A 25,040-nucleotide genomic window follows, 5' to 3' on the forward strand; every position below is an offset into this window, starting at 1 on the left:
CGATGACAGTTAAAGTACCTAGTGGGCTTCACGATGGCAAGCGCCGTGCCTATAGTTTCCGCAATCCCTACGGAAACCTTTGCCATGCGCCGCTTCCTGCCCGACCAATTCACGCTCATCCTGATCGCCACGGTGGTCTTCGCCAGCTTTTTCCCGGCCGTGGGCAAGGGCGCGGCGTTCATGACCGTGGCCAGCAACATCGCCATTTCGCTGCTGTTCTTCCTGCACGGCGCCCGGCTGTCCACCGATGCCATCGTGGCCGGCGTGAAGGACGTGCGCCTGCACGCGCTGATCCTGGCTTGCACCTTCCTGCTGTTTCCCGCGCTGGGGCTGGGTTTGCGGGCGCTGTTTCCCAACCTGTTGACGCCGTCGCTGTGGCTGGGCGTGCTGTTCGTCTGCACCCTGTCGTCCACCGTGCAGTCGTCGATCGCCTTCACCTCCATGGCGCGCGGCAATGTGCCGGGCGCGATCTGCGCGGCCACCGCGTCGAACCTGCTGGGCACGGTGCTGACGCCGCTGCTGGTGGCGGTGCTGCTGCACCGCCAGGGCGGGGGCCACGGGCTGGCCGACGCCGGCCGCATCCTGCTGCAGTTGCTGCTGCCGTTCGCGGTGGGCAGCCTGCTGCGGCCCTGGATCGGCGCCTGGGCCCAGCGCAACAACCGCACGCTGTCGAAAGTGGACCGCAGTTCGATCCTGCTGGCTGTCTACACCGCGTTCAGCGAGGCGGTGGCGCAGGGCATCTGGCACGCGTTCCCGCCCATCGACCTGGCCTCCATGGTGCTGGTGAACGCCTTGTTGCTGGGAACGGTGCTGCTGATCACGACCTGGGGCAGCCGCAAGCTGGGGCTGTCCAAGGAAAACGAGATCACGCTGGTGTTCTGCGGCTCGAAGAAGTCGCTGGCCTCGGGCATTCCGCTGGCCACGGTGCTGTTCGGCACCTCGCAGATGGGCGTGGTGGTGCTGCCGCTGATGATCTTCCACCAGATGCAGCTGATGGTCTGCGCGGTGCTGGCGCGGCGCTACGCGGAACGGCAGGCGCCGGCGGAAGCGGCGGCGGCGCGGGCATGAAATCCGCGCAAGGGTTCTGCTGGAGCGTACCGTTCTAGGCGGCCGCGTCTTCCCAAGGACGGATCTTGCCGGCCGGCTGCCAGTAGACCGCGCCGTCGCGTTCCTCGACGGCCAACGCGGTCAGGCGGCCGTTCTTACAGGGGCCGCCCACGCATAGCCCCGTGTCCGGCTGGTAGGTGGCGCCGTGGCGCGCGCACATGATCAGGTCGCCGGCGCGGGTGAAGAAGCTGCCTTCCCAATCCAGTTCTACGCCGACGTGCGCGCAGCGGTTCAGATAGCCGTGCACGCGGTCCTGATAGCGCACGAAGAAGGCCGTGGTGCGGCCGGCGGCATCCGACACGGGGAGCTTCACGCCCAGGCCGCCGTTGGCGAGGTCGGAGGAAGCGCAGACGCGGACGGCGGGGACGGGGGCTGAATCCTGCATGGTGGGCCTGGAAATCAAAGGGTGCGATGTTCGGACAGGGGGAAGGGCTTGTCAATCCGGCGCGCCGGTCAGGGCGCTTTGCTGCTGGCGGGCCCACATGCCGGCGTAGATGCCGTCCTGCGCCAGCAGCTGCGCATGGCGGCCGCGTTCGACGATGCGGCCTTCGGCCAGCACGATGATCTCGTCCGCATCCGCCACGGTGGACAGGCGGTGGGCGATGATCAGCGTGCTGCGGCCCTGGCTGACTTCGCGCAGATTGGCCTGGATTTCGCGTTCGGTGTGGGTGTCCAGCGCGCTGGTGGCTTCGTCGAACAGGAAGATGGGCGGGTTCTTCAGGATGGTCCGGGCGATCGCCACGCGCTGCTTTTCGCCGCCGGACAGCTTCAGCCCGCGTTCGCCCACCATGGTCTGGTAGCCGTCCGGCATGGCCATGATCAGGTCGTGGATGTGGGCCAGGCGAGCCGCCGCCTGGATCTCTTCCTCGCTGGCGCCGGGGCGGCCGTAACCGATGTTGTAGAGGATGGTGTCGTTGAACAGCACGGTGTCCTGCGGCACGACGCCGATCGCGGCGCGCAGGCTGGCCTGGGTCACGCTGCGCACGTCCTGGCCGTCGATGAGGATCGCGCCGCCGTCGGCGTCGTAGAAGCGGAACAGCAGGCGCGCGATGGTCGATTTGCCGGCGCCGGAGGTGCCGACGACGGCCACGGTCCTGCCCGCGGGGATGGTGAAGCTGACGCCCTTCAGGATGGGGCGGCGCGCGTCGTAGCCGAAATGCACGTCGCGGAACTCCACTGCGCCGCCCGCCACGCGCAGGGGCTGCGCATCGGGCCGGTCGGCCACTTCGCGGTCCTGTCCCAGCAGTTCGAACATGCGCTCCATGTCGATGATGGCTTGCTTGATCTCGCGGTAGACGAAGCCGAAGAAGCTCAGCGGCTGGTACAGCTGCAGCAGGTAGGTGTTGACCAGCACGAAATCGCCCAGCGTGTAGCGGCCCTCGGCGATGCCGGTGGCAGCCATCCACATGACCAGGGTGAGGCCCACCGAGATGATGGCGGCCTGGCCGATGTTGAGGATGGACAGGCTGACCTGGCTGCGCACGGCGGCGCGTTCATAGCGCTTGAGCGACGCGTCGTAGCGGCGCGCCTCGTGTTCCTCGTTGCCGAAGTATTTGACCGTCTCGTAGTTCAGCAGGCTCTCGATGGCCTTGGTGTTGGCCTCGGAGTCGGTTTCGTTCATCTGGCGCCGGAACTTGGCGCGCCATTCCGTGACCAGCAGCGTGTACGCCATGTACAGCGTGACGGTGGCGCCGGTGGCCAGCGCCAGCCAGATGTCGAACATCTTCCACAGCACCACGCAGACCAGCCCGATCTCGAAGAAGGTCGGCAGGATGCTGAAGAGCAGGAACGACAGCAGGGTCTGGATGCCCTTGGTGCCGCGCTCGATGGCGCGGTTCAGGCCGCCGGTCTGGCGCGTCAGGTGAAAGCGCAGCGCCAGCGCATGCAAGTGGCGAAAGACCTGCAGGCCGACCGCGCGGATGGCGTGCTGCCCGACGCGCGCGAAGATGGCGTCGCGCAGTTCCGAGAACAGCAGCGAAAGCACCCGGGCCGTGCCATAGGCCAGGATCAGGCCCAGCGGCACGGTGACGGAACCCGGGGCGCCCTGGCCCAGCTCGTCGATGGCGTGCTTGTACAGCAGCGGGACATAGACCGTGGCCACCTTGGCCGCGAACAGGCACAGCAGGGCCGCGATCACCCGCGTTTTCAGGCCCGTCTCGCCGGGCGGCCAGAGATAGGGAAAGAGGGTGCGCAGGGTGGAAAAGCCGCCGCGGCGTTCGGGCCGCGTGTCAGGAGCGTTCATGGTCTGGGGGGATGCATGGGCCGTCGGGCCGTCGGAAGCGCATTATCGGCCACAGGCGCCAATTCTGCCGCAGCACCGCGCCCAGGGGCGAAAACGCCTGCTTTGGCAGAGGGCATTCAGGGATTTTGCGGCTCTGGGGGTAATATCGGCCTCACGACCCCTGGGATGTGTAGACCTCTCCCGGGGGTTTTCAATCCGGCATGGTGACTCGGGCGCAGCCTGGCGGGCCCGTTCTTTACTGTCTCAACCAAGGATGAAGCCTGGCTGCCCCTTGGTTGCGCGACCCGGCGCATATTCGCCGCGCGGACGTCGCGTCGCAAGCTACGGAGGGTCTTATGGCGAAAGTACCGGCAATGCAATTGAACGACGGCGGCAAGATTCCCCAGCTGGGCCTGGGCGTCTGGCAGGTGCCGAACGATCAGGCCGCCGCAAGCGTGAAAGAGGCGCTGGCGGCAGGCTACCGCTCGGTGGACACCGCGGCCATCTATGGCAACGAGGCTGGCGTGGGCGCGGGCTTGCGCGCGGCCGGCGTGGCGCGCAAGGATCTGTACGTCACGACCAAGCTCTGGAACGACAGGCACGGCTACGACGAGGCCCATAAGGCCATGGACGAGAGCCTCGAAAAGCTGGGCCTGGCCTATGTGGACCTGTACCTGATCCATTGGCCCGTCGCCGGCAGCACGAAGTTCCTGGATGCCTGGAAGGCCATGATCGAAATGAAGGAAGACGGCCGCGCGCGCTCGATCGGCGTGTCCAACTTCACCCAGGCCAACCTGGAGCGGTTGCTCGACGCGTCCGGCGTGACGCCGGCCGTGAACCAGGTGGAACTGCACCCCGGCTTTACCCAGCAGGCGCTGCGGGCTTTCCACGCCAAGCACGGCATCGCGACGGAGTCATGGAGCCCCTTGGCCCAGGGCGGCGTGGCCAAGGACAAGGTCATCCTGGAATTGGCCAGGAAGCACGGCAAGTCGCCGGCCCAGGTGACGCTGCGCTGGCATCTGCAGCACGATCTGATCGTGATCCCGAAGTCGGTGACGCCCGCCCGCATCCGCGAGAACATCGACGTCTTCGACTTCGAACTGTCGGCGGCCGACATGGCCGCCATCGACGGCATCAAGCAAGGCGCGCGCCTGGGGCCGGACCCCGAGACCTTCGGCAAATAATGCCGGACGCCGGCACGGGCCTGGCGGTCGCGTCTAGCGCTGCAGCGGGAACACCCAGTAGCGCACGATGACCGCCAGCAGGATGGCCAGGGCGATCCAGGACGCCCAGTGCCAGCCTCCCGTGCCCAGCAGGGCGGCCAGCAGGCCGAACACGCTGAGTACGCCCAGCAGGATCGGCGCGCCCCAGACAAACATGAAACCACGGGCCGTTTTGCTCATGCGGGAGTCCTTTTCGGGATGGCGGCGGCCTGGTGCTTGCGCACGAGTTCGGCGATGCGCGCCTCGGTGGCGCGGCGGCGGGCCAGCCAGAGATAGAGGCCGCTGACCAGCACGATGATGGTGATGACGTCCAGCAGCGCCCAGATGATCTTCAGCGGCATGCCGCCGTAATCGCCGAAGTGCAGGGGCCGCGACAGTTCCAGCGCGGTCAGGTACCAGGGCATCTTGGCCACGGTGGTCAGTTCGCCGGTCTTGCCGTCCACCAGCACGGGCGTATTCAGCTTGGAGGTAAGCGGCGTGTCGCCGCGCATCCAGGTGATGTAGTGGTGGGGACTGCCGAAGGCGTTGCCGGGGAAGGCGATGAACGATACCTCGTTGCCGGGCAGCGCCTTTCTGGCCGTATCGGCCGCGCCTTGGGCCGAGGCCAGCTCGGTGGGGACGCTCTGGCCCTTGTAGGGTTCCAGGATGCGCACCAGTTCGGTGGACTGCCACAGGCGGAACAGCGGCGTGGAGAGTTCGTTGATCACGCCGGTCACGCCCACCACGAAGGCCCAGACCAGCGTCACGATGCCCAGCAGGTTGTGCAGGTCCAGCCATTTCAGGCGGGTGGAGCGGGCGACGCGTACCGTGCCGAATTCCAGCTTCTTCATGAAGGGGCCATAGAGCACCACGCCGGAAACGATCGCCACGCAGAACAGCAGCCCCATGAAGCCCAGGAACAGCTCGCCGGGCAGCCCCGCGAACAGGTCCACGTGCAACGCCAGCATGATGCCCATGAAGGAAAACTTGTCCTGGGTGTAGAGCGGGCCGTCCAGCAGCACGTCGCCGGTGCGGGCGTCCATGCGCACCGCGTGGCCGGATACCTGGCCGTCGCCGGGCGTTTTCGCCATGCCCACGTAGACCTGCGGCTCGTCGGGATCGAAGAACAGATAGTCGACGACCTCGCCCGGATACATGGCGCGGGCGCTGCCGACCAGCTTGTCCAGGTCGGCGCGAGGGGTCGAGGCCGGCACGTCGGACAGCGGCTTGCCGTCGTCGAGCCAATGTTCGATCTCGTGGTGGAACACCAGCGGCAAGCCGGTAAGACAGATGACGAGCAGGAATATCGTGCAGACCAGGCTGGTCCATTTATGGACCAGATACCAGGTTTTGATGGTGGACGCGGCAGTCATGGGGGAGGGCGGGGCCCTTGCAGGCGCGGATTTGAGAAAGCTGAATATTATCGCGAATAGTTTCGATTCTCGTAACCAAATTTTGACCATGACGGGGCAAAAGGGGATGGATGGGGCGGCGCGAAAGCGGGTTAAAAAGAGGGATCGAGCATCAACCAGTGGTAGCCCCGGATCATCATGGAGCAGCGTTTTCTCAAAGTCCCGCGCAACGAGCTAGGCCGCGATTTCGCGGTGGGCGATTTGCATGGGCATTTTTCCCGCCTGCAGGAAAGCCTGGACGAGTTCGGCTTCGATCCGTCCCGGGACCGCCTGTTTTCGGTCGGCGACCTGGTGGACCGGGGGCCGGAAAGCGAGGCCGCCCTGGAGTGGCTGGCCCGGCCATGGTTCCACGCGGTCCAGGGCAATCACGAGGATTACGCGATCCGCCACGTGCGTACGGGGCAGGTGGACGTGGACAACTGGCGCGGCTACGGCGGCGGCTGGTTCCTGGATCTGCCTGCTGATCGCCAAAAGGTCTTTGCCGAGGCTTTCGCGCAATTGCCCATCGCCATCGAGGTTGAAACCCTGGACGGCGCGGTGGGGCTGCTGCACGCGGATTGTCCGGTGCTGTTCTGGCCGCGGCTGGAATCCGCCTTGCAGGATCGCTACCGGCGCACCAGCGCCGCCTGCCAGTGGTCGCGCGACCGCCTGCGGCAGATGGACCGCACCGGCATCCGCGGGGTGCGGGCGGTGGTGGCCGGACACACGCCGGTCCCGGCGCCGCTGCTGCTGGGCAACGTCTACCACATCGATACCGAAGGCTGGAAATCCGGCTACTTCACTTTCCTGGATCTGGAATCCCTGCGGGCCTGGCCGCGCGAGGTCGTGACCGAACTCGCGGAGCAGGAATAGCAGGCCTGGATTCCCGGCGGCTGGCGCCGGCCGCGGTCAGAGCGGCCGGGCGGCCACCGGCGCGGCGCCACTGACGGCGCTGGCGCGGGCGGGGGCGTCCGCGTCCACGCGCGGCACGGGGATGGGCGGGATGGCGGGCGGCGCGTTGCCTGCCGGCGCGCCGCCCGCAGGGGCCACGGGAACGGGCACGGCCACCGGCGGTTGGGCGGGACTGCTTTGCGGCATTGCGCCGCCGCCGGGCGGCAGGGGCTTGACCGAGGTGTCCACGCCGTCCGTCGAACGGTTGTTGTTCAGGAAATCGGTCAGCGCGTCGCCCGAGGACAGGTCCAGCGAGGCCACGGCCTGGCCCGGCGGGAATTCCGAGAAATAGTATTCGCCGTTGTCCACGATCAGGCCGTCTGGCCGCGGCGCGGGCTTGGCTTCCGGCACGCCCTTCAACGCCGGCTGCATGTAGTCCAGCCAGGTGCTAAGCGCCAGGCCGCTGCCGAATTCGTTGGTGCCCAGTGACTTGGGCTGGTCAAAGCCCATCCAGACGGTGGTGGCCAGGCTGGGCGTGAAGCCCGAGAACCACACGTCCACGGCCTCGTTGGTGGTGCCGGTCTTGCCGCCGATGTCGTTGCGCTTGAGCACCTGGTGCGCGCGGGCGGCGGTGCCGCTGACCGTGACGCCGCGCAGGATGTCGTCCATGACCCATGCGGTGCGGGGATCGATGGCGCGCGCCAGGGCGTCGCCGGCGACGACCGGCTGCGCCTGCATCAGCACGTTGCCCGAACGGTCGGTGACGCGGTCCACCAGATAGGGGGTGACGCGGTAGCCGCCATTGGCGAATACGCTGTAGCCGTTGACCACCTGCAGCGGCGTGGCGCCGCCGGCGCCCAGCGCCAGCGGCAGCACGGCCGGCCAGCGCGACTTGTCGAAGCCGAAGCGGGTCAGGTAGTCCTGCGCATACTGCGGCGAGATGGCCTGCAGGATGCGGATCGACACCATGTTCTTGGAACGCATGAGGCCCTGGCGCAGGGTCAGCATGGGTTCGTACTTGTTGCCGTCGTTCTTGGGCTGCCAGGCCTTGGAGCCGGTCTGCTCCGCGGTCAGCATGAATGGCTGGTCGGAGATCTGGGTGGCCGGGGTCAGACCGCGCTCCAGCGCCGCGGCGTAGACGAAGGGCTTGATGTTGGAGCCGGGCTGGCGCCAGGCTTGCGTCACGCGGTTGAAGCCGCCGCGGTTGTAGTCGAAGCCGCCGATCATGGCGCGGATGGCGCCGTCCTGGGGCACCATCGAGACCAGCGCCGCCTGCAGCGTCGGCATGTTGATGATTTCCCAGCCGTCGCCGTTCTTGTGGATGTAGACGACCGAGCCGCGGCGCAGCCGCTGGCTGTCGCTGGCCTTGGGGTTGAGGGCGCGCGCCACCACCGCCAGTGCCTTCTTGTCATTGATGGTGATGATGTCGCGCGCGCTGCGCGCCAGCGTCACTTCGGTGGGGCTGGCGGCCAGCACCACGGCGGTCAGCAGGTCTTCGCTGTCAGGCGTTTTTTCCTGCACGCCGTCCAGGATTTCATCCAGCGCGGCCGGGTCCTGCTCGACGCCCTCGGGCAGGTCGATCTGGTCTTCCGGACCCGGATAGACGGCGCGGCGCGTGTAGTCCATCACGCCGTCGCGCACGGCGCGGTAGGCGGCTTCCTGGTCCTTGGAATCGATGGTGGTGTAGACGTCGATGCCCTTGCTGTAGGTCTGTTCCTGGAACACGCCGTACATCAGCTGGCGCGCCAATTCGGCTGGGTAGTCGCCGTGGATCGCGAAGCCGCGCGCGCTGGCGCCGTCCGCGCCGCGGATGGTCAGGCGCTGCTTGAGCGCTTCGTCGGCCTGTTCGGGCGTGAGATAGCCCAGCGTTTTCATGCGGCCCAGCACGTAGTGCTGGCGGATCTCGGCGCGCGGGAAATTGGTGATGGGGTTGAAGCGCGACGGCGCCTTGGGGATGCCGGCGAGCATGGCGGCCTCGGCCGGCGTGACTTCCGACAGGGGCTTGCCCAGATAGGTGCGCGAGGCGGCCGCGAAACCATAGGCGCGGTGGCCCAGGTAGATCTGGTTCATGTAGAGCTCGAGGATCTGGTCCTTGGAGAGCTCGGATTCGATCTTGAACGTCAGCAGCAGTTCATAGAACTTGCGCGAATAGGTCTTTTCCGACGACAGGTAGAAATTGCGCGCCACCTGCATCGTGATGGTGCTGCCGCCCTGGCTCTTGGAGCCCTTGACGAGGTTGGTCAGCACCGCGCGCGCCACGCCCATCCAGTCGACGCCGCCGTGGCTGTAGAAGCGGTCGTCCTCGGCCGCCAGCACCGCCTGGCGCATCACGGGCGGAATTTCGTCAAAGCGCAGCACGTTGCGGTGCTCTTCGCCGTACTCGCCGATCAGCACCTTGTCCGCCGTGTAGATGCGCAGCGGCACCCTGGGGCGGTAGTCCGTCATGGCGTGCAGGTCGGGCAGGCTGGGCCAGGCCAGGGCCAGCGCCAGGCCGAGCGCGATGCCGCCGCACACGGCGAGGCCGCCGGCGGCCACGCCGGTCTTGACGAGGATACGTTTCCAGGGGAGGCCCGGTTTGCCGCCCGGGGTGGCGGAGGATTGCTGGGGGGTGCTCATTGCAGGCGATTCTAGGGCAGAACACGATGGACCGCCCAGAGGGTCATAAGGTTTCAGTAACTAAACATGAATTGCGTCGCGGATGACGCCAAATCCGGTTGCAGGCGTCAGCTATTGTTCAGGTAACGTTGCGGCGGCGCGCCCAGCGCGCGGTGGAACATGGCCGAGAAGGCGCTGGCGCTGCGGTAGCCCAGGTCGGCGGCGATGCGCGCGACCGGCACGCCCTGCGACAGCCGGCACACCGCCTCGGCCAGCCGGACCTGCTGCACCCACTGCCGGTAGTTCAGCCCCAGTTCCGCCTGGAACAGGCGGATCAGCGTGCGCGCGCTGGCGCCGACTTCGTCGCCCCAGTCTTCGATGCCGCGCTGCAGTCCGGGATCGTCCAGGATGGCCGCGCATATGGTCTGCAGGCGGCGGTCGCGCGGCCAGGGGATCTGCAGCGGCGCCACGCGGGCGGCGGCCAGTTCGGAGAGCAGCAGGGCGGCGACCTGCCCGGCGCGGCCGTCCAGCGGATAGTCGATGGGCTCGGCGGTCAGGGCCAGGATCAGCTCGCGCAGCAGGCCGCCGACCTCGACCACCTGGCACTGCGGCCAGTAGTCGCGGGCGGTCTCGGCTTCGAGGTAGAGCGAACGCATGGATACCGCGCCCACCATGTCCACGCCATGCGGCACGCCGGCAGGCACCCACAGCGCGCGCAGCGGCGGCAGGGCCCAGAAGCCGCTGGGCGTGGTGACGCGCATGACGCCTTCGACCGCGTAGACCAGTTGCGCTCGGGGGTGCGAGTGGGTGCCCGTGCGGGTGCCCGGCGGGAATTCCTTGGCCATGGCCGTGACGGCGCGCGGCCGATGCTGGTAGTCCTGCGGATTGACGCTGCGGGCGGGGTCGGGCAAAAGGAGTCGGGCGGGCATGCGTGTCACTTCCGGCATAAGGATGAGCAGGGCGGCTCAGGCGTGATTTTCGGTTTTTGTCACGGTATTTTGTCACTTGTGCGACGAAAATTGGCAGATCGGTTCCGTCCCGGATTCCTACACTGGCTACAGGTCCCGGCGCGCTGCCGGGCATGCTCCCACTTTATCCGCGTCCGCCACCCATGAATCCACCGCAGAATTCCGCCGCCGGCGTCACCGCCGCCAATACGGCTCCACCGCCCGCCGCCTCATCGGATCCGTCCACCGCCTTCAAGGTGCTGGGCGCGATCAGCGTGGCGCACCTGATGAACGACATGATCCAGTCGATCCTGTTGGCCATCTATCCCATGCTGAAGGATTCGTTCAGCCTGTCGTTCGCGCAGATCGGCCTGATCACCCTGGTCTATCAGCTTGCGGCCTCGCTGCTGCAGCCTTTCATCGGCTTTTATACGGACCGCAACCCCAAGCCGTACTCGCTGCCGGTGGGCATGGGCTTCACCCTGCTGGGGCTGTTGCTGCTGTCGATGGCGCCGTCGTTCGGCTGGCTGCTGGTGGCCGCGGTGCTGGTGGGCACGGGCTCGTCGGTGTTCCATCCGGAGTCCTCGCGCGTGGCGCGCATGGCGTCCGGCGGACGCCATGGATTGGCGCAGTCGCTATTTCAGGTGGGCGGCAATGTGGGCTCGGCGCTGGGGCCGCTGCTGGCCGCGTTGTTCATCATTCCGCACGGGCAGCGCAGCGTGGCCTGGTTTTCGCTGGCGGCGCTGTTCGGCATCGTCGTGCTGACCGGCATCGGCCGCTGGTACAGCGCCAACCGCGTGCTGCTCAAGCCGCGCGCGCGGCGCGAGGGCGCGGGCAACGGGCTGTCGCGCAACCAGGTGCTGGGCGCATTGGCGGTGCTGGGCGTGCTGGTGTTCTCCAAGTATTTCTACCTGGCCAGCCTGAACAGCTATTTCACCTTCTACCTGATCGACAAGTTCGCGCTGTCGGTGCGCGAGGCGCAGCTCTACCTGTTCCTGTTCCTGGCCGCGGTGGCGGTGGGAACCGTGGTGGGCGGGCCGGTCGGCGACCGCATCGGCCGCAAGATCGTGATCTGGGTGTCGATCCTGGGCGTGGCGCCGTTCACGCTGCTGCTGCCCTACATGAACCTGTTCTGGACCGGCGTGCTGGTGGTGATCATCGGCATGGTGCTGGCCTCGGCGTTCTCGGCCATCGTGGTCTATGCGCAGGAGCTGGTGCCGGGCAAGGTGGGGATGATCGCCGGACTGTTCTTCGGCTTTGCCTTCGGCATGGGCGGCGTGGGCGCCGCAGCGCTGGGCAAGCTGGCCGATGCCACCAGCATCGGCTACGTGTACCAGGTCTGCGCCTATCTGCCGCTGCTGGGCGTGGTCGCGATCCTGCTGCCGGATGTGGAGAAGGCGCGCCGCTGAAGGCGGGCGCCGGGCCTGGCGCGGTCAAGCCATCCGGCTCGCGGCGCCAGGCAGCGATAACATCAGCCGGCCTGCACCGCGTTCAGGCGAGGGCGGCCGATTTCGATGCCGGTGATGTCGCCGGCCGCGCCGTGGTGGACGATGCAGGTGTGCGCGGAACGCACCTGCATCAGCTGCGCCGTGCTGATCGCGAAGCTGGCCGCCACGCGGCGGTCGCCCACCGGCTTGATCGGCTTGCGGCGGTCGCGGCCGGCGAACTTGCGGTGGTTGTAGACGGCCCAGCCCACCAGCACGCCCGCGTTGATCAGCGCCAGCAGCGCATAGCCCCAGAGCGTGTGCACGGTGGGCAGGAACACCGGCCATAGCGAGACATCGGGGCCGCCGGCGGCGGCGCGCAGGATCGCCAGGATGCCGGCGCCGAACAGATACACGAAGGCGAACCAGCCGATGGCGGTCAGGACCAGGTCGAACAGATAGCCTGCGCGGGAACGTTGCGTGGTGATGATCATGACGTTGCGTCCGGTGATTTGATGCCCCGGTCCGGGCTGGTCCAGCGCGCGCGCCGGGCCTGCTTGCGGAGCATGACTTTGGGGAAGCTGACCAGGGTGGTGAACAGGCTCACCATCCAGAAGGCCAGCGGATACCAGATGACCCAGTACAGCGAGCGGGCCAGGCCGGGCTCGTAGCGGCGGTCGATCAGGATGCTGACGACGAATTGCAGCAGGCAGACCACGGCCAGCATCATGCCGGTGAAGGCGGGCGGCATCAGGCTGGCGATCTGCATGTTGTTGGGCAGCGTGACCACCTGGCTGACGGCCCACAGCAGCACCGACACGCCGAAGGCGAAGGCCCAGGCGGTGGACAGGCAGAACTCGGCCATCAGCGGCCACAGCCGGCGGTGGCGCCAGACCCAGATGGAACGCAGGTTCTTCAGGAAGACCTCGGCGCCGCCCTGGGCCCAGCGCAGCCGCTGCTTCCACAGTCCGCGCAGGGTTTCGGGCATCAGGATCCAGCACAGGCCGCGCGGCTCGTAGAAGATCGACCAGTGGTCGCGCTGCAGCTTCCAGCTGATGTCGATGTCCTCGGTGATCATGTCCAGGCTCCAGTAGCCCACGCGGTCCAGCGCCGCGCGCCGGAAGGCGGCGACCACGCCGGACACCGTGAACACCTGGCCATAGACGCGCTGGGTGCGCTTGATCAGGCCGATGATGGAAGAGAACTCGCCGACCTGGATGCGCCCGATCATGGTGGAGCGGGTGCGGATGCGCGGGTTGCCGGTGACGGCGCCCACACGCGGATTGTCGATCAGCGGCGCCACCAGGTAGGCGGCTGCGTCCGGGTCCAGCATGGCGTCGCCGTCGATGCAGACGAGATACTCGCTGCGTGCGGCCATGGCGCCCATGCGCAGCGCCATGGCCTTGCCCTGGTTCTGCGCCAGGTGCACCACGCGCAGCCGCGGATGGGCGGCGGCCATGCGGTCCAGCATGTCGGCGGTGCCGTCGCTGGAGCCGTCGTTGATGGCGATGACCTCGATGTGCGGATAGTTCTGGCCCAGCGCGGCCAGCAGCGTCTCTTCGCCGTTGTCGGCCTCGTTGTAGCAAGGCACCAGGATGGACACCAGCGGGTTGCCGGCCAGGACCGGCGGCTGGCTGTCCTTGCCCCATTTCCAGTGCCGCTCCCAATGCCACCAGAAATAGATGCCGCCGGCCATCCACATGCCGGACATGAACAGGGGGTAGAAGAACACGAAGCCCAGCAACGCCTCGCCGGTCAGCATCAGGGTGAAGCCGAAGGGCGCGCCAAGCACCGCGCAGAGAATCAGCAGGGCAATCAGTCGGTCTATCATTTGATCGGATACCAGGCTTCGGAAATGGCGGGCCGGATGCCTTGCAGCCGGGGCTGGTCTTGCGAGAAATCGTCGGGGTAGTAGCCGAAGCTGCGCGAGCCGCGCAACTGCAGGCGCTTCATCCAGCCGGCGAGCACGGCGGTGTCGACCGGCGTGGCTTCAGGACGGCCCGGGCCGGTGCGCCAGTCGCGCGCCTGCAGTTCGAATACGGTCTTGTCCAGCGCCCCGGGGCGCTGCGCGACGGTATCGACCAGCCGGTCCAGCCAGGCGTTTTCCTGGCCGGCCGGCACGTTTTCCATCAGCGGCATCGCCATCGGCGCGGTCCAGTCGTAGGCGCCGAGGAAGTCGTCCAGGTTCTGCGCGAACCAGGTTTCGCTGCCCGGATTCAGGATGGGTTCGGCAAAGATGTTGCGCACCGTCTTGATCTGCGGGCCGCGCACCGCGCGCACCCGCTGCGTGAGTTCGGCGGTGAAGTCCACCAGCGCGCGGCTCTTGTAGCGGGTCCAGCGTTGCAGGGTGTCGGGATCCGCGCGCAGTTCGGCGATGCTGCCCGGCAGGCCCGCGGCGCGATAGGCGGCCAGCGCGCCGGGGCTGCCGTCTTCGAAGTCCGACAGCAGCGCGTCGTCATGGAACAGGATGCCGTCGAAGATCGCGTAGCGGGACAGGTCTTCGTACAGGTCGCCGATGCGCGCGCGCACGGTGGCGTCGAACGGCGACAGGCGGCGGTACTGGTCGGGATCCGGCTCTGGCTGCGCCTGGCCTTCCTGCCAGCGCGTGACGCGCGGCAGGGCGGGATCCAGGTCGAAGGACAGCACCGGCATCCAGGCGTAGACCATCACGTTGGCGCGGTTGTGCAACTGCCAGGCGGCGCGGTTGAACAGGTCGGCGCGCATCGGCAGCCAGCGGTTGGGGAAGTAGACCGATTTCACCAGGCCGTCGCCCACCGGGTCCGAGTAGGCCTGCAGGAACACCGTGTTGATCTGCATGTCCAGGATGCGTTGCACCAGCTCGCCCAGGTTGCGGTCGGTCTGCGCCGGGTCCGGGTCGTAGACGTAGTCCAGGTCCACGTGCGCCACGCGCATGAAGGGCTGGGCTTCCATGCCGACCACGCTGTTGGCGAAGGGCTTGAGCGTGGGGTCGCTGGACAGCAGCAGGCGCGGCGTGGACATCAGGCGGCCGACGCGTCCCGGGCCGTCCTCCAGCGTCAGCGCCAGCTGATAGCCGTGTTCGGCGGTGATGCGCAAGGTGGAGCCGCCTTCGGCGCCATAAGGCCAGACCCAGACGCGCGGCTTCTTGCCGGTGGCGCGGCGGATCTTCTCGGTGATGGCGGCGACGTCGCCGCCCATGCGCGCGTCGAACTCCGCCTCGGTTTCGTAGCGGCGGGTCTGCGCGTCATAGGCGCGGATGGCGGCGGCGGGCTCGGTATTGCCCTGGGGATTGGCCAGCGCGCCGTAGTGCGAGGCGTTGGTGTGCGCGGCGATCTCGACCAGCCCCGAGCGCGAGATCTCGCGGATCTCGTCCCAGTTGAGGAAGCGCTTGCGGTCTTCAGGGCTGCCGCCGAAGTCCACGCGCTGGTTGGCTGGCGTGTCCATCCAGACGCCGACCGGCGCCAGCAGCGCAGGCCATTGATAGGCCTTGAGGATGGGCAGCACGCGGGTGTAGAAGCTGCGGTAGCCGTCGTCGAAGGACAGCAGTACCGCGCGCTCGGGCAGCGGCTTGCCGCCCTGGCGCGCGGCCAGGATCTGGTCCACGGTCACGGCCTGGTAGCCGTTGGCGCGCAGCCAGGCCAACTGTTCGACCAAACGGTCGGTGCGCACGCTGAGAAAGCCCTGGTCGGGGTCTTCGTCTTCGACGTCGTGGTAGGCCAGGGCCAGGAACTGGCCCTGGACCCAGGGCTGTTCGGCGGGGGCGAGCGGGCGCTGGTGCGGCGGCGTGTAGACCGGGATGTCCTTGGCGCAGGCGGTCAGCGCCAGGATCGCGAGCAGCAGCAGGCCGGCGAGAATCAGGCGGGTATGGGTTTTAAGCATCATGGCGTTACTCGGTGCCGGGTTCAGAAGCGGTACGTCAGGTCGAACACGATGCGCAGTTCGCGCTCGCGTTCGCCGTCGTACGGGCGGCTGGTGCCGGTGATCATGGCGCCCATGTCGAGGACGTCGTTGGCGCGGTATCGCTGGCCGTAGCCCAGCGCGATCACGCCGCCGGTGCCGTAGCCTTGCTGGGTGTAGGCGCCGGCGCCCAGGGTGCCGATCTGTTCCCAGGCGGTTTCGTAGCGGCGGTACAGGGTGTGCGTGAGACGCACGCCGGGCAGCAGCATCAGATCCGAGCGGGGATTGAAGTAGGGCACGTTGCTGTCATGGCTGTTGCGCTGGGTGGACGCTTCGAACTCCAGGTCCGCCAGCAGGTGTGGCGCGGTGTAGACGCGCTCGCGCCCGGCCAGGCCCAGCGCCCAGCGGTTGTTGCCGTCGCTGAAGTGCGAGGGCGACAGCGCCAGCGTCCATTCGCGGCGCTCGTCGGCGCGCCAGCGCACGTAGGCCGACACGCTGTTGGAGGTGATGCCGCTGGTCAGCGCGCGCAGCGGCGTTTCGCGCGACATGATTTCGCCCGAGCCGCCCACCTGCCAATGATCGTCCAGGTCGTAGGCGGCCGACAGGCGCGCGCCTGGCTTCACGCCGTGGCCGTAGTCGTGGGTGGAGACTTCGCCTTCGACCGTGAGGTCGCGGCCGCGCCATTCCACGCCGGTGCGCAGCCAGCGGTAGTTGCCGCGGCCTTCCTCGAAGTCGCCGGAGGCATAGCCGCCGCCGCCGAAGACCCGCCAGTTGTAGTCCAGCGGAGAGGAGTACAGCACGGCGTCGATGCCGAAGTCGCCGCTGCCGTTGACCGGGCTGTCCGATGCCAGGCCGCGGTAGCCGTTGATGCGCAGCTCGGCCTTGTTGTGCACTTCCCATTCGCGCGCCAGGCGGCGGCTGGTCAGGTTTTCGGGCGAGCGGGCCATGGTGTCCTGCGACAGGGCTTCGGCCTGGCGCCATTCCTGCAGGTCCAGCGCAGTGAAGCCCTGGCCGTTCTCCACGCCCAGGCTGCGCGGCGCCAGCGTCTCGCCCATCTTCAATTCGACCTCCGAGGCGCGGGGAAGCGAACGGGCGCGATAGACGGTGGCCAGATCGCTGCGCAGGCCAGAGTTGTTGGGCGCGTTCGCGACCATCTCTTCGAGGCGCTGCTGGGCGGCGACGGTGTCATTGGCCTGCAGACGGGCCGACGCCAGGGTCTGGCGGCTTTCCAGGTTCAGGTCGTTGGGCATGCGGGTGGCCTGGCCCTTGTAGTACAGCCAGGGGGCATAGCCCGATTCGACCTCGTCGGTGACGGCGCCGGTCTCGTTGAACTGCTCGCCCTCGGCCAGCGAGTAGTACAGGCCGGTTTCGGTCGCCAGGCGCTGTTCGGCATCGTCGCCGCGCAGGGCATCGTTGGCGGCGACCTGGCGGTAGATGTCGCGGGAGCGTTCGGGCTGGCGCACGTACAGGTAGGCCGATGCCACGTCGTTCAAGGCGTAGCGCGGCACCGTGACGCCTTCGGCCAGCAAGGCTTCGTATTCGCGGACCAGATCGGCCATGCGCACGCGGACGTGCAGGGCGTGCAAGCGGTCGATGCGGGCGCGCAGCGCGTCGGCGCGGGCGTCCTCCTGCTGCTGCCAGGCGGGGATCAGTTCGTCGTAACGGGCCAATGCCTTGTCGGCCAACACGAAACGCTCGGCCTCCGACCGCGTGGGCATGGCCGCCAGCCGTACCTGCTGGGCCAGCGCGTCGGCCTCGAAGCCGCGCATCTGGCCTGCGTCGAACAGGTCCTGGTGGCGGCGCGCCAGGTCCAGCGCCACGTCGGCCATGCGCGCGCGCTGCAGCGCCCAGATGTATTCGCGCAGCACGTAAGACGTGTTGGGCGCGGCGGCCAGGGCCAGGTCGGCCTGGTGCAGCGCCTCGTAGGGCTCGCCCTGGCGGGCGTGAACGTAGCTCAGGGCAAGGCGGGCGTCGACATCGCGGGGATGCCGCTTGAGCCAGCGCGCCGCGGCGTCGCGCGCCTCGGGGTAGCGGCCGGCGTCGGCCAGCGTCATGATTTCGCCGGCGGGGAAGGCGGACTGGCCGGGATGGCGGCGCGCGCCCGCCTGATACGCGGCCAGCGCCTCGGGCCAGCGCTGCAGGTCGCGGTAGGCGCGTGCGACGGCAAGCTGGATGTCGGCGGGTAGCGCCGCGCCTTGCGGCAACTGCTCGTAGGCGGCAACGGCTTCGGCCGGCTTGCCGGCCCAGCCCGCGATGATGATGTGGTCGTGGATGGCGCGGCTGCCGCCGGCCGGACCTTGCTGGCGCAGCATCGTCAGGGCGGGCTCGTAGTCGCCGGCGCGCGCCCGGGCGATCAGGGCGTCATAGTCATTGCCGGGGCCGGCCAGCGCCATGGCGGGCGCCAGGATGGCGCAAGCCGCCAGCAGGCTCAGTCTCGGTCCAACGGCACCCAGGGGTGTCGATCCTCTGTTTTGCATCTGTCTTACTTCCGCAGTTGCGACTCGGGGCGTTCCTGTTCCGGCCGCCCAGGGGCATGCCTTTTTTCGGCGCGAGCCGAGGCGACACCTGGCGCAAAGGCGCCGGCGGCACGGGAAGGAACATTGGGTTAGGACTGCGCGGCGCCCGCTGCGGGGACCTTCGCACTCGCGCAATGGGAGTGCATGGCTAGTACGCGCCACGCCCGTAGGGCGTGATTGCGGCGCTCTTCATGGCACCGTCAATGGCACGAATTATAAGTGTGTTAACTGTCAGTCAACTGTCAATTAGTGCAAAGGGCCATGGCGAAAGTCCTGCCGTGGCGTATTCTTCGTCGCTTGCCGCGCAATCGTCTTGGCGCGGGCGGTAAAGGTTCAGGGCGAAACGGCGTGCGGCGACGGACGGGCGCCAGGTAGTGCCGGTCTGTCGCTGTACGGGTAACAAAAAGCGTCAGGAGTGGTGGGATGTAACCCCTCCAGGCGCATGAACCCAGTGCAACAGCAATGACGAGCGACGGCGGGCGCCCTCGGGGCGCAAGCCGGCAAACACCATGACGACTTCTCTTTTCTTCCTGATGTGGGGCCTGGCCACGGCTCTGGCATTGCCATTGCTGGCGCCGTTGCGCGCCCGCGACGTGGGCGGCGTCGGCGCGTTCACGGCGGGCAACGCGCTGGCAGTGCTGTCGCTGCTGGCCTATGCCGCTTCGCCCATTCTGCCGTCCGCTGTCTATGTGATGGTCTCGAACGCCGCCTGGGTCTGCGCGGTCAGCCTGGTCTACGTCGGCGTGCGGCAGTTCTTCGGCCTGCGCCCGCTGGCGCGGCGCACGGCGGCGCTGGGCGCGCTCAGTATCTCTGCGTTCGCGCTGCTGCTGTACGTGGCGGATGACTTGCGGGCGCGCATGCTGCTGTTTTCCGCCTACACCTTCGTGGCCATGATGGCGACGGGCCTGGTGTTCTTCCGCCAGCGCAGGCGCCTGCACACGCGCGGCGTGATGCTGTACCTGATGCTGGCGAGCTTCGGCCTGGCCGCGCTGCATGCCCTGCGGCTGGCGGTCTACAGCATCGGCGGACAAGAACCCTCGTCGTTGCTCGAACCCAGTCCCTGGGGCCTGTTCTTCATTGTCTGCGGGACGGTGACCGTGCCCGGGCTGTTCCTGGCGCTGCTGCTTCTGATCCAGACCAGCCTGTCCGAACAGATGGAAGCTGCGCTGACCTTCGATGGCCTGACGGGCGCCTATTCGCGCCGCAGCATCCTGGACGAACTGGAGCGCGAGCTGCAGCGCTGCCAGCGCGCCGGCGGCAAACTGGCGGTGCTGGTGCTGGACATCGATCACTTCAAGTCCATCAACGACCGCTACGGCCACGCCGCTGGCGACGCGGCGCTGCGCCATTTTTCGAAGGTGGTGCAGCGGGCGGTGCGCGCCAGCGACCGCTTCGGCCGGTTGGGCGGCGAGGAATTCGTGCTGCTGATGTACGACTGCGACCCGGCCCGCGCGCTGGTGCAGGCGCAGCGCGTTTGCGACGCCCTGCGCGACACGCCTTTCCACCTGCAAGGGCGCGAAGTGCGGATGACCACCAGCGGCGGCCTGGCTTCGTATCAGTCCGGAGACGGCGCGGACGGCATCCTGGCGCGCGCCGACGATGCGCTGTACCGCGCCAAGGCACATGGGCGCGACCGCGTCGAGATGGCCTGGATCGGCCGTCCCGCGGGCCGCGCGCAGGAGCGCGGCCCGGCGGTGCTGGAGGAGGAACTCAGGGCTTGAGGTGTTCCGTCAGGAACTTCTCCATGGCTTCGTAGAACTCGAACTTGTTCTCGTCGTTGTGGAAGCCGTGGCCTTCGTTGTCCTTGACCATGTACTCGACTTCGACGCCGCGGGCGCGCAGCGCCTTGACCATCTGGTCGCTTTCGTCTTTGTTGACGCGCGGATCCTTGGCGCCCTGGGCCACGAACAACGGCGTCTTGATCCTGTCCGCGTGCAGCGCGGGCGAGGTGGCGGCCAGGCGTTCGCGGTCGCGTTCGGGGTCGCCCACCATGTCCTGCATCTTGTCCAGCATGGGCTTCCAGTACGGCGGAATGGACTTCATGAACGTGAACAGGTTGGACACCCCCACGTAGTCCACTGCGGCGGCATACAGGTCGGGCGTGAACGCCACGCCGGCCAGCGTGGCGTAGCCGCCGTAGCTGGCGCCATAAATGCCGATGCGCTTGGGATCGGCGATGCCCTGTTTGACCAGCCACTGCACGCCGTCGGTGATGTCGTCCTGCATCTTCAGGCCCCATTGGCCGAAGCTGGCTTCCCAGAAGGCGCGGCCATAGCCGGTCGATCCGCGGAAGTTCATCTGCAGCACGCAGAAGCCGCGGTTGGCCAGGAACTGGACTTCGGGGTTGTAGCCCCAGCCGTCGCGCGCCCACGGGCCGCCGTGAGGATTCACGATGCAAGGCAGGTTCTTGGGATCGCGGCCGGCGGGCAGCGTCAGGTAGCCGTGGACCGTCAGGCCGTCGCGGGTCTGGTAGCTGATGGGCTGCACGCGCGACATGTCCGCCTCGGGAATGGCGGGGTTGATGTCGGCCAGCTTGGTCAGCGTGTCGGCGGCGGCGTCGTAGATGTAGCGCGAGCCGGGCGTGCGGTCGTTGTAGGCGGCGACGATGAACTTGTCCTCGTCGCGGTTGGAGCCCTGGATGGCGAAGTCGTAGCCGGTGAGCTGGGCCGACAGCTTCTTGAAGAGGGTCTCGGTCTGCGCGTCGAAGAACTTGTACTGCGGCTTGTCGGTCTGGTAGGCGGCCACCGTCAGCACGCGGCGCTTGCGCGAGTAGCCGGCGGAATCCAGGTCGACGGTGTCGGGCGTGAAGATCTCTTCCTCGGCCTCGGGCTTGGCGGGGTCGATCACCACCAGTGACAGCTTGTCGCGCCCGCGGTTGGACAGGGCGTAGAACTTCTTGTCGTCGAAGGTGAAGAACGCCGGACTGACGCTGGTGCGGTAATCGGTGGTGATGAGCGGACGGAACTCGGACGATTCGTCGTCGCGGTAAAGCAGGGTGGTGTTCAGGCCGTCGCTGGCGACGGCGGCGCGCACCTTGCCGGCGTGGTCGGTCTGCCAGCCGACGATGTTGCCCGGGTTCTGCGCCACCAGCTCCGCGGCGCCCGTGTGCACGTTGACGCGGTAGACGTCGAAGACTTCCGGATTGCGCTGGTTGTGGCTGATGAGGACGTGGTCGGGGTCGTCTTCCAGATCGTCCTCGATGCCGGCGCGCACGCCTTCATAGGGCGTCAGGTCGGTGATCTTGCCGGTCTTGGCGTTGACGGCCAGCACGTGGAAGTTCTCGTCGCCGCCGAAGTCCTTCTGGTAGAGCACCACGTCGGCGCCTTTCCAGAAGAAGTTGCTGATGTCGCGCGCGGTTTCGCTGGTCAGCTGGCGCGCGTCGCCGACAGGCGTGCTGCCTTGCAGCGGCTGCACGTAGATGTTCATGCGGGCGGGATTGCCGTCCACGCTGGTGGGCTGCATGAAGCCCAGTGTGCGGCCGTCGTCGGCCAGGCGGAAGAAGCCCCGCTCGGGGTTGCGGAAGAAATCCTTGAGGGGATAGGCGCGCGGCGGTTGCGCGGCGCTGGCGCCCAGCGATACGCCGATGATGCTGGCGGCCAGGACGGTGCGCTTGAGGAATGAGAACAAGGGGGACCTCCGAAGTTGCCGCGGCGGGCGCTTGGGGCCGGCCGCCGGGTGGTCCGTCGATAATGCCATAGCGGCGCGGGCGGTGTCGAACCGCCCGCGGACGCTGTCGGCCGTGCCCAGGCCTACTGCGGCTCCAGCCCCGTCGCCTTGACGATGGCGCCGTACTTGGCCATTTCGGCGCCGATGAAGGTTTTGAATTCCTGGGGCGGCTTATAGGAAATGGCCAGCCCTTGGCCCTGCAGTTTTTCCTTTACATCGGCGGCCTCCAGCGCCTGGGCCGTGTCCTTGGAAATGCGCTCCACCAGGGCCGGTGGCATGCCGGCGGGGCCGAACAGACCGAACCAGTTGGAAATGTCGAAGTCGTCCAGGCCGACCTCCTTGGCCGTCGGCGTCGAAGGCAGGACGTCCTGGCGTTGGGGACCGGCGATGAACAGCGGGTGCAGCTTGCCGGCGCCGATCTGGCCGATGATGGCTGGCGCCGTGGCGAAGAAGATGTCGATCTGGCCGCCCACTAGATCGGCCACGGCCAGCGCCGTGCCGCGGTAGGGCACGTGGGTCAGGTTCATGCCGGAACGCACCCGCAGCAGTTCGCCGGCCAGATGCTGCTGGCCGCCCATGCCCGGCGAACCGTAGACCAGCGGCGCCTTTGCGCCTTGTCGCTTGAGATCGCCGTAGGTGGTGGCGGGCAGCTTGGGACCGCTGACCAGCACCAGCGGCGCATCCGCCACGAGCGCGATGGGTTGCAGGTCCTTCAACGGGTCGTCGCGCATCTGTTTATAGACCAGCTTGTTGATCGAGACCTCGGGCGTGTAGGCCAGCAGCAGGGTGTAGCCGTCGGGCGTGGCGCGCGCGACCTGTTCGGCGCCTATCATGCCGCTGGCGCCGGACTTGTTCTCCACGATGACCTGCTGGCCCCAGCTTGTGCTCAGCTTCGCCGCGAGGATGCGGGCGATCACATCGGTGGCGCCGCCGGGCGTGTAGGCGACGATCAGGCGCACCGGCTTGTCGGGATAGGGCTGCGCCTGCGCCAACATGGGAAGGCAGGCGGCGGCCAGGATGCCCGCGAGTTTGATTGCGTGTCGAAACATGGAGTGGCTCCTGTGCGGGGGATGGGGATTCAGTTGCGCTGGATCAGCAGCACGGCCTGGGCGGGCAGATGCAGGCGCGCGTACTCGTCCCAATCGTCCCGGGTCGGCAGCGCGCGCTGGGCCGTCAGGTCGACGACGCGTTTGAACGCGCCGGCCTCGACCTGGCGCTGGAGGGCCGGACCGGGGCCGTAGGCCAGTTCATAGGCCTGCTGGCCGCAGCGGTAGCGGCACAGGCGCAGGCCGGCTTCGCCGTCGATGCGTTCGACCCATCCGGCGCCTGCGGCCTGCCCTGCAAAAACCGCGTTCAGCGCGGCCAGCGCCAGGCCGGCGGGCCGCGGATCGTAGCGGCGGTCGATCAGGCCGTTGCGCGGAAAGTAGCCGCGGTCCACGTCCATGAAGGTGTCGAAGGAATAGCTCACCGCGTCTGTGGCCCGGGCTGCCAGGAAGGCTTCCGCCACCAGCGCGGCGATGGCGGTGTCGTCGCTATTCGCCGCCGCCAGGCGGTCGGCCAGCTTGACGCCCACGTTCACCGTCGCGCCCCAGTCGCGCGCCTGCGCGGCCAGTTGCTGGTGCGTGGCGATCAGGTCGGAACCCCAGTCCAGGCGCACGGTGAAGCCGTCCAGGTTCTTCTGGGCGAAGTGCGGCAGCAGGGTGGATTGCGCTGCTTCGAGCTCGGAGGCGCGCAGTCCGGTGTTGACGAAATGGCTGTAGTGCTTGCCGTCGAAGTGGGCGTCGTCCGCGCCCGTGCGGATCTTGCAATAGACGAGGCGGGCGTCGGTGTGCTCGCGCAGGCGCTGCAGGGCCGCGCCCGCCTCTTCCAGCGCCTGGGCGTTCAGGTTGATCTCGATGGCGGCGATGGCCACGCCGTGCTCGCGCGCCTGTTGCAGCAGTCTGGCGTCAGGCAAGCCCAGCGAGGTCAGCACGAAGCGGTGGCCGACGTCGGACATGAGACGCGCGCGGCGCAGGGTCTTGTCGTCGCGCAGATCCTGCACGGGAATCTTGAGGGTACGCAGCCCCATTTCCCACATGGACATCAGCGGGTAGTCGTTGCGGGCCAGCTTGCGGCCGAACTCCTGCACCCCGCCGGTGCAGGGGATTTCGACGATTTCGGCCCAGGGATGCCGCATTTCGACCGCAATGCCGTCACAGGCGGCGGTCTTGGTATGGACGGTGGGCAGGGTGCGCGCCGCAGCCCGGTCCGTTTCGGCCTCGCCACGCATGGCGCCGTGCGTGCGGATCAGCTTGGCCACATGGCCTTGCTCATGAACATCGACGATGAAGTAGCCGAATTTCTCGACATCGCCGCGGCCGAACTCATCCGCCGGCGGCACCCGGTAGAACTCGGAAAAGTCGTGCCGCAGGAAGGCGGTCGACGGCAGCATGTAGATCTCCGCGCCGCCGATGACGTCGTACCAGAAATTGTGGACGTGGCCGGCGAAAACGCCTTCGACGCGCGGATGGGCCAGGCGCGACAGCAGCCAGCCGCGGCCGGGCTCGTCGATGTTGTCGTAGGAACCGCGTTCGTGGGCGTCATGCAGGTAGGGCGGGTAATGCAGCGAAGCGAAGACGCGGCCGCTGGCACTGGCCAATTGCTCGTCGATCCAGGCGCGTTGCGCGTCGTCCGCCGCCAGTCCGGAGTTGAACAGCAGCGCGTTCAGGAACAGGAAGCGCACGCCGCCATGGTCCACCGCGTAATAGTCCGGCCCGAACACCTGGCGGTACTTGTCCAGGTAGTCGTCGCAGACGATGTCGGCCGGCATCCAGTCGATGCGCTTGTCGCCGACGTCGTGGTTGCCGGGCACCAGGTGCAGCGGCATGTCGATCTGGCCGGCGATGGCCTTGAAGCGGTCGGCCGCCACTTCGAACGAGGGCATGCTGGGCACCGGATGGACGATGTCCCCGAGGTGGATGGTGAAGGCGGGGGCGGGGTCCAGTCCGGCGATGTCGGCGAAGACGTGCCGCGCCCGGGCATTGGCGCGGGCATTGGTGGCAAAGGGCGACGCGCAGGTGTCTTCCGATTCATTGACGTGGGTGTCGGCCACCACGGCAAAGCTGAACAGGCGGGCGCCCAGCGGCTGGCGGGAAAAGCAGGAATTCGTCATCAATCAGCCTTTTAATTTCAATAAATGGAATTCAAGTGTTTATAGTGAACGGA

18 protein-coding genes are annotated in these 25,040 nt (G+C 67.6%); 5 read left to right on the plus strand and 13 right to left on the minus strand.

The window, feature by feature from the left end; all coding sequences use genetic code 11:
- Positions 1-84: 84 nt before the first annotated feature.
- A complete protein-coding gene (locus tag N5C88_RS25340; RefSeq protein ID WP_059378394.1) occupies positions 85-1,068 on the plus strand; it encodes a bile acid:sodium symporter family protein in 984 nt (327 codons plus the stop codon).
- A 34-nt stretch (positions 1,069-1,102) separates the two neighbouring features.
- On the opposite strand, the gene N5C88_RS25345 is transcribed toward N5C88_RS25340, so the two are convergent.
- Entirely contained in the window at positions 1,103-1,492 is a 390-nt protein-coding gene (locus N5C88_RS25345; RefSeq protein WP_118933301.1) for a Rieske (2Fe-2S) protein, read from the minus strand.
- Between the two features lie 51 nt (positions 1,493-1,543).
- Positions 1,544-3,349, minus strand: a complete 1,806-nt coding sequence (locus tag N5C88_RS25350; protein WP_165867890.1) for an ABC transporter ATP-binding protein/permease — start codon at positions 3,347-3,349, stop codon at positions 1,544-1,546.
- 335 nt (positions 3,350-3,684) lie between these two features.
- On the opposite strand from N5C88_RS25350, the gene N5C88_RS25355 reads away from it, so the two are divergent.
- Positions 3,685-4,512 carry an aldo/keto reductase gene (locus N5C88_RS25355; RefSeq protein WP_059378391.1) on the plus strand — a complete coding sequence of 276 codons (828 nt, stop codon included), beginning with the start codon at positions 3,685-3,687 and terminating at the stop codon, positions 4,510-4,512.
- Positions 4,513-4,545: 33 nt separating this feature from the next.
- Here the strand turns inward: N5C88_RS25355 and N5C88_RS25360 are convergent, their stop codons facing one another.
- Both N5C88_RS25360 and N5C88_RS25365 read right to left on the minus strand, forming a co-directional pair.
- Entirely contained in the window at positions 4,546-4,731 is a 186-nt protein-coding gene (locus tag N5C88_RS25360; protein ID WP_054458208.1) for a hypothetical protein, read from the minus strand.
- On the minus strand, positions 4,728-5,903 hold the full coding sequence (locus N5C88_RS25365) for a PepSY-associated TM helix domain-containing protein (protein WP_059378389.1): 1,176 nt from the start codon (positions 5,901-5,903) through the stop codon (positions 4,728-4,730). The genes N5C88_RS25360 and N5C88_RS25365 overlap by 4 nt, the downstream gene beginning before the upstream one ends.
- Positions 5,904-6,080: 177 nt before the next feature.
- On the opposite strand from N5C88_RS25365, the gene N5C88_RS25370 reads away from it, so the two are divergent.
- Positions 6,081-6,794, plus strand: coding sequence for a metallophosphoesterase (locus tag N5C88_RS25370; RefSeq protein WP_059378388.1), 714 nt, complete (start codon positions 6,081-6,083; stop codon positions 6,792-6,794).
- A 36-nt stretch (positions 6,795-6,830) separates the two neighbouring features.
- Here the strand turns inward: N5C88_RS25370 and N5C88_RS25375 are convergent, their stop codons facing one another.
- Both N5C88_RS25375 and N5C88_RS25380 read right to left on the minus strand, forming a co-directional pair.
- The gene (locus N5C88_RS25375) at positions 6,831-9,428 is read right to left on the minus strand and encodes a PBP1A family penicillin-binding protein (RefSeq protein ID WP_187774057.1); all 2,598 of its coding nucleotides are present in this window, start codon (positions 9,426-9,428) and stop codon (positions 6,831-6,833) included.
- 107 nt (positions 9,429-9,535) lie between these two features.
- Positions 9,536-10,336 carry a helix-turn-helix transcriptional regulator gene (locus tag N5C88_RS25380; protein WP_251880838.1) on the minus strand — a complete coding sequence of 267 codons (801 nt, stop codon included), beginning with the start codon at positions 10,334-10,336 and terminating at the stop codon, positions 9,536-9,538.
- Positions 10,337-10,518: 182 nt separating this feature from the next.
- On the opposite strand from N5C88_RS25380, the gene N5C88_RS25385 reads away from it, so the two are divergent.
- The gene (locus N5C88_RS25385) at positions 10,519-11,763 is read left to right on the plus strand and encodes an MFS transporter (RefSeq protein WP_059378384.1); all 1,245 of its coding nucleotides are present in this window, start codon (positions 10,519-10,521) and stop codon (positions 11,761-11,763) included.
- A gap of 62 nt (positions 11,764-11,825) precedes the next feature.
- On the opposite strand, the gene pgaD is transcribed toward N5C88_RS25385, so the two are convergent.
- Genes pgaD through pgaA form a run of 4 tightly spaced genes read right to left on the minus strand, consistent with a single transcriptional unit; the run spans position 11,826 to position 18,131 of the window.
- On the minus strand, positions 11,826-12,272 hold the full coding sequence (pgaD, locus tag N5C88_RS25390; protein WP_118934539.1) for a poly-beta-1,6-N-acetyl-D-glucosamine biosynthesis protein PgaD: 447 nt from the start codon (positions 12,270-12,272) through the stop codon (positions 11,826-11,828).
- Positions 12,269-13,609 carry a poly-beta-1,6-N-acetyl-D-glucosamine synthase gene (pgaC, locus tag N5C88_RS25395; RefSeq protein ID WP_118934541.1) on the minus strand — a complete coding sequence of 447 codons (1,341 nt, stop codon included), beginning with the start codon at positions 13,607-13,609 and terminating at the stop codon, positions 12,269-12,271. The genes pgaD and pgaC overlap by 4 nt, the downstream gene beginning before the upstream one ends.
- A complete protein-coding gene (pgaB, locus tag N5C88_RS25400) occupies positions 13,606-15,639 on the minus strand; it encodes a poly-beta-1,6-N-acetyl-D-glucosamine N-deacetylase PgaB (RefSeq protein ID WP_280016466.1) in 2,034 nt (677 codons plus the stop codon). Before pgaB ends, pgaC begins: the two co-directional genes overlap by 4 nt.
- Before the next feature lie 20 nt (positions 15,640-15,659).
- Entirely contained in the window at positions 15,660-18,131 is a 2,472-nt protein-coding gene (gene pgaA / locus N5C88_RS25405; protein WP_280016467.1) for a poly-beta-1,6 N-acetyl-D-glucosamine export porin PgaA, read from the minus strand.
- Between the two features lie 548 nt (positions 18,132-18,679).
- Here pgaA and N5C88_RS25410 point away from each other — a divergent pair.
- A complete protein-coding gene (locus N5C88_RS25410) occupies positions 18,680-19,891 on the plus strand; it encodes a GGDEF domain-containing protein (protein WP_059378373.1) in 1,212 nt (403 codons plus the stop codon).
- Here the strand turns inward: N5C88_RS25410 and N5C88_RS25415 are convergent.
- From N5C88_RS25415 to N5C88_RS25425, 3 genes are all read right to left on the minus strand, one after another.
- Positions 19,881-21,797, minus strand: a complete 1,917-nt coding sequence (locus tag N5C88_RS25415; protein ID WP_280016468.1) for a S9 family peptidase — start codon at positions 21,795-21,797, stop codon at positions 19,881-19,883. The two genes, N5C88_RS25410 and N5C88_RS25415, sit on opposite strands and share 11 nt — an antisense overlap.
- A gap of 122 nt (positions 21,798-21,919) precedes the next feature.
- Positions 21,920-22,885, minus strand: a complete 966-nt coding sequence (locus N5C88_RS25420; RefSeq protein WP_280016470.1) for a tripartite tricarboxylate transporter substrate binding protein — start codon at positions 22,883-22,885, stop codon at positions 21,920-21,922.
- Between the two features lie 29 nt (positions 22,886-22,914).
- The gene (locus N5C88_RS25425) at positions 22,915-24,987 is read right to left on the minus strand and encodes a metallophosphoesterase (protein WP_280016472.1); all 2,073 of its coding nucleotides are present in this window, start codon (positions 24,985-24,987) and stop codon (positions 22,915-22,917) included.
- Positions 24,988-25,040 lie beyond the last annotated feature (53 nt).

The sequence above is a fragment of the Achromobacter sp. GD03932 genome, from assembly GCF_029839485.1.
Taxonomy (GTDB): Bacteria; Pseudomonadota; Gammaproteobacteria; order Burkholderiales; family Burkholderiaceae_B; genus Achromobacter; species Achromobacter bronchisepticus_A.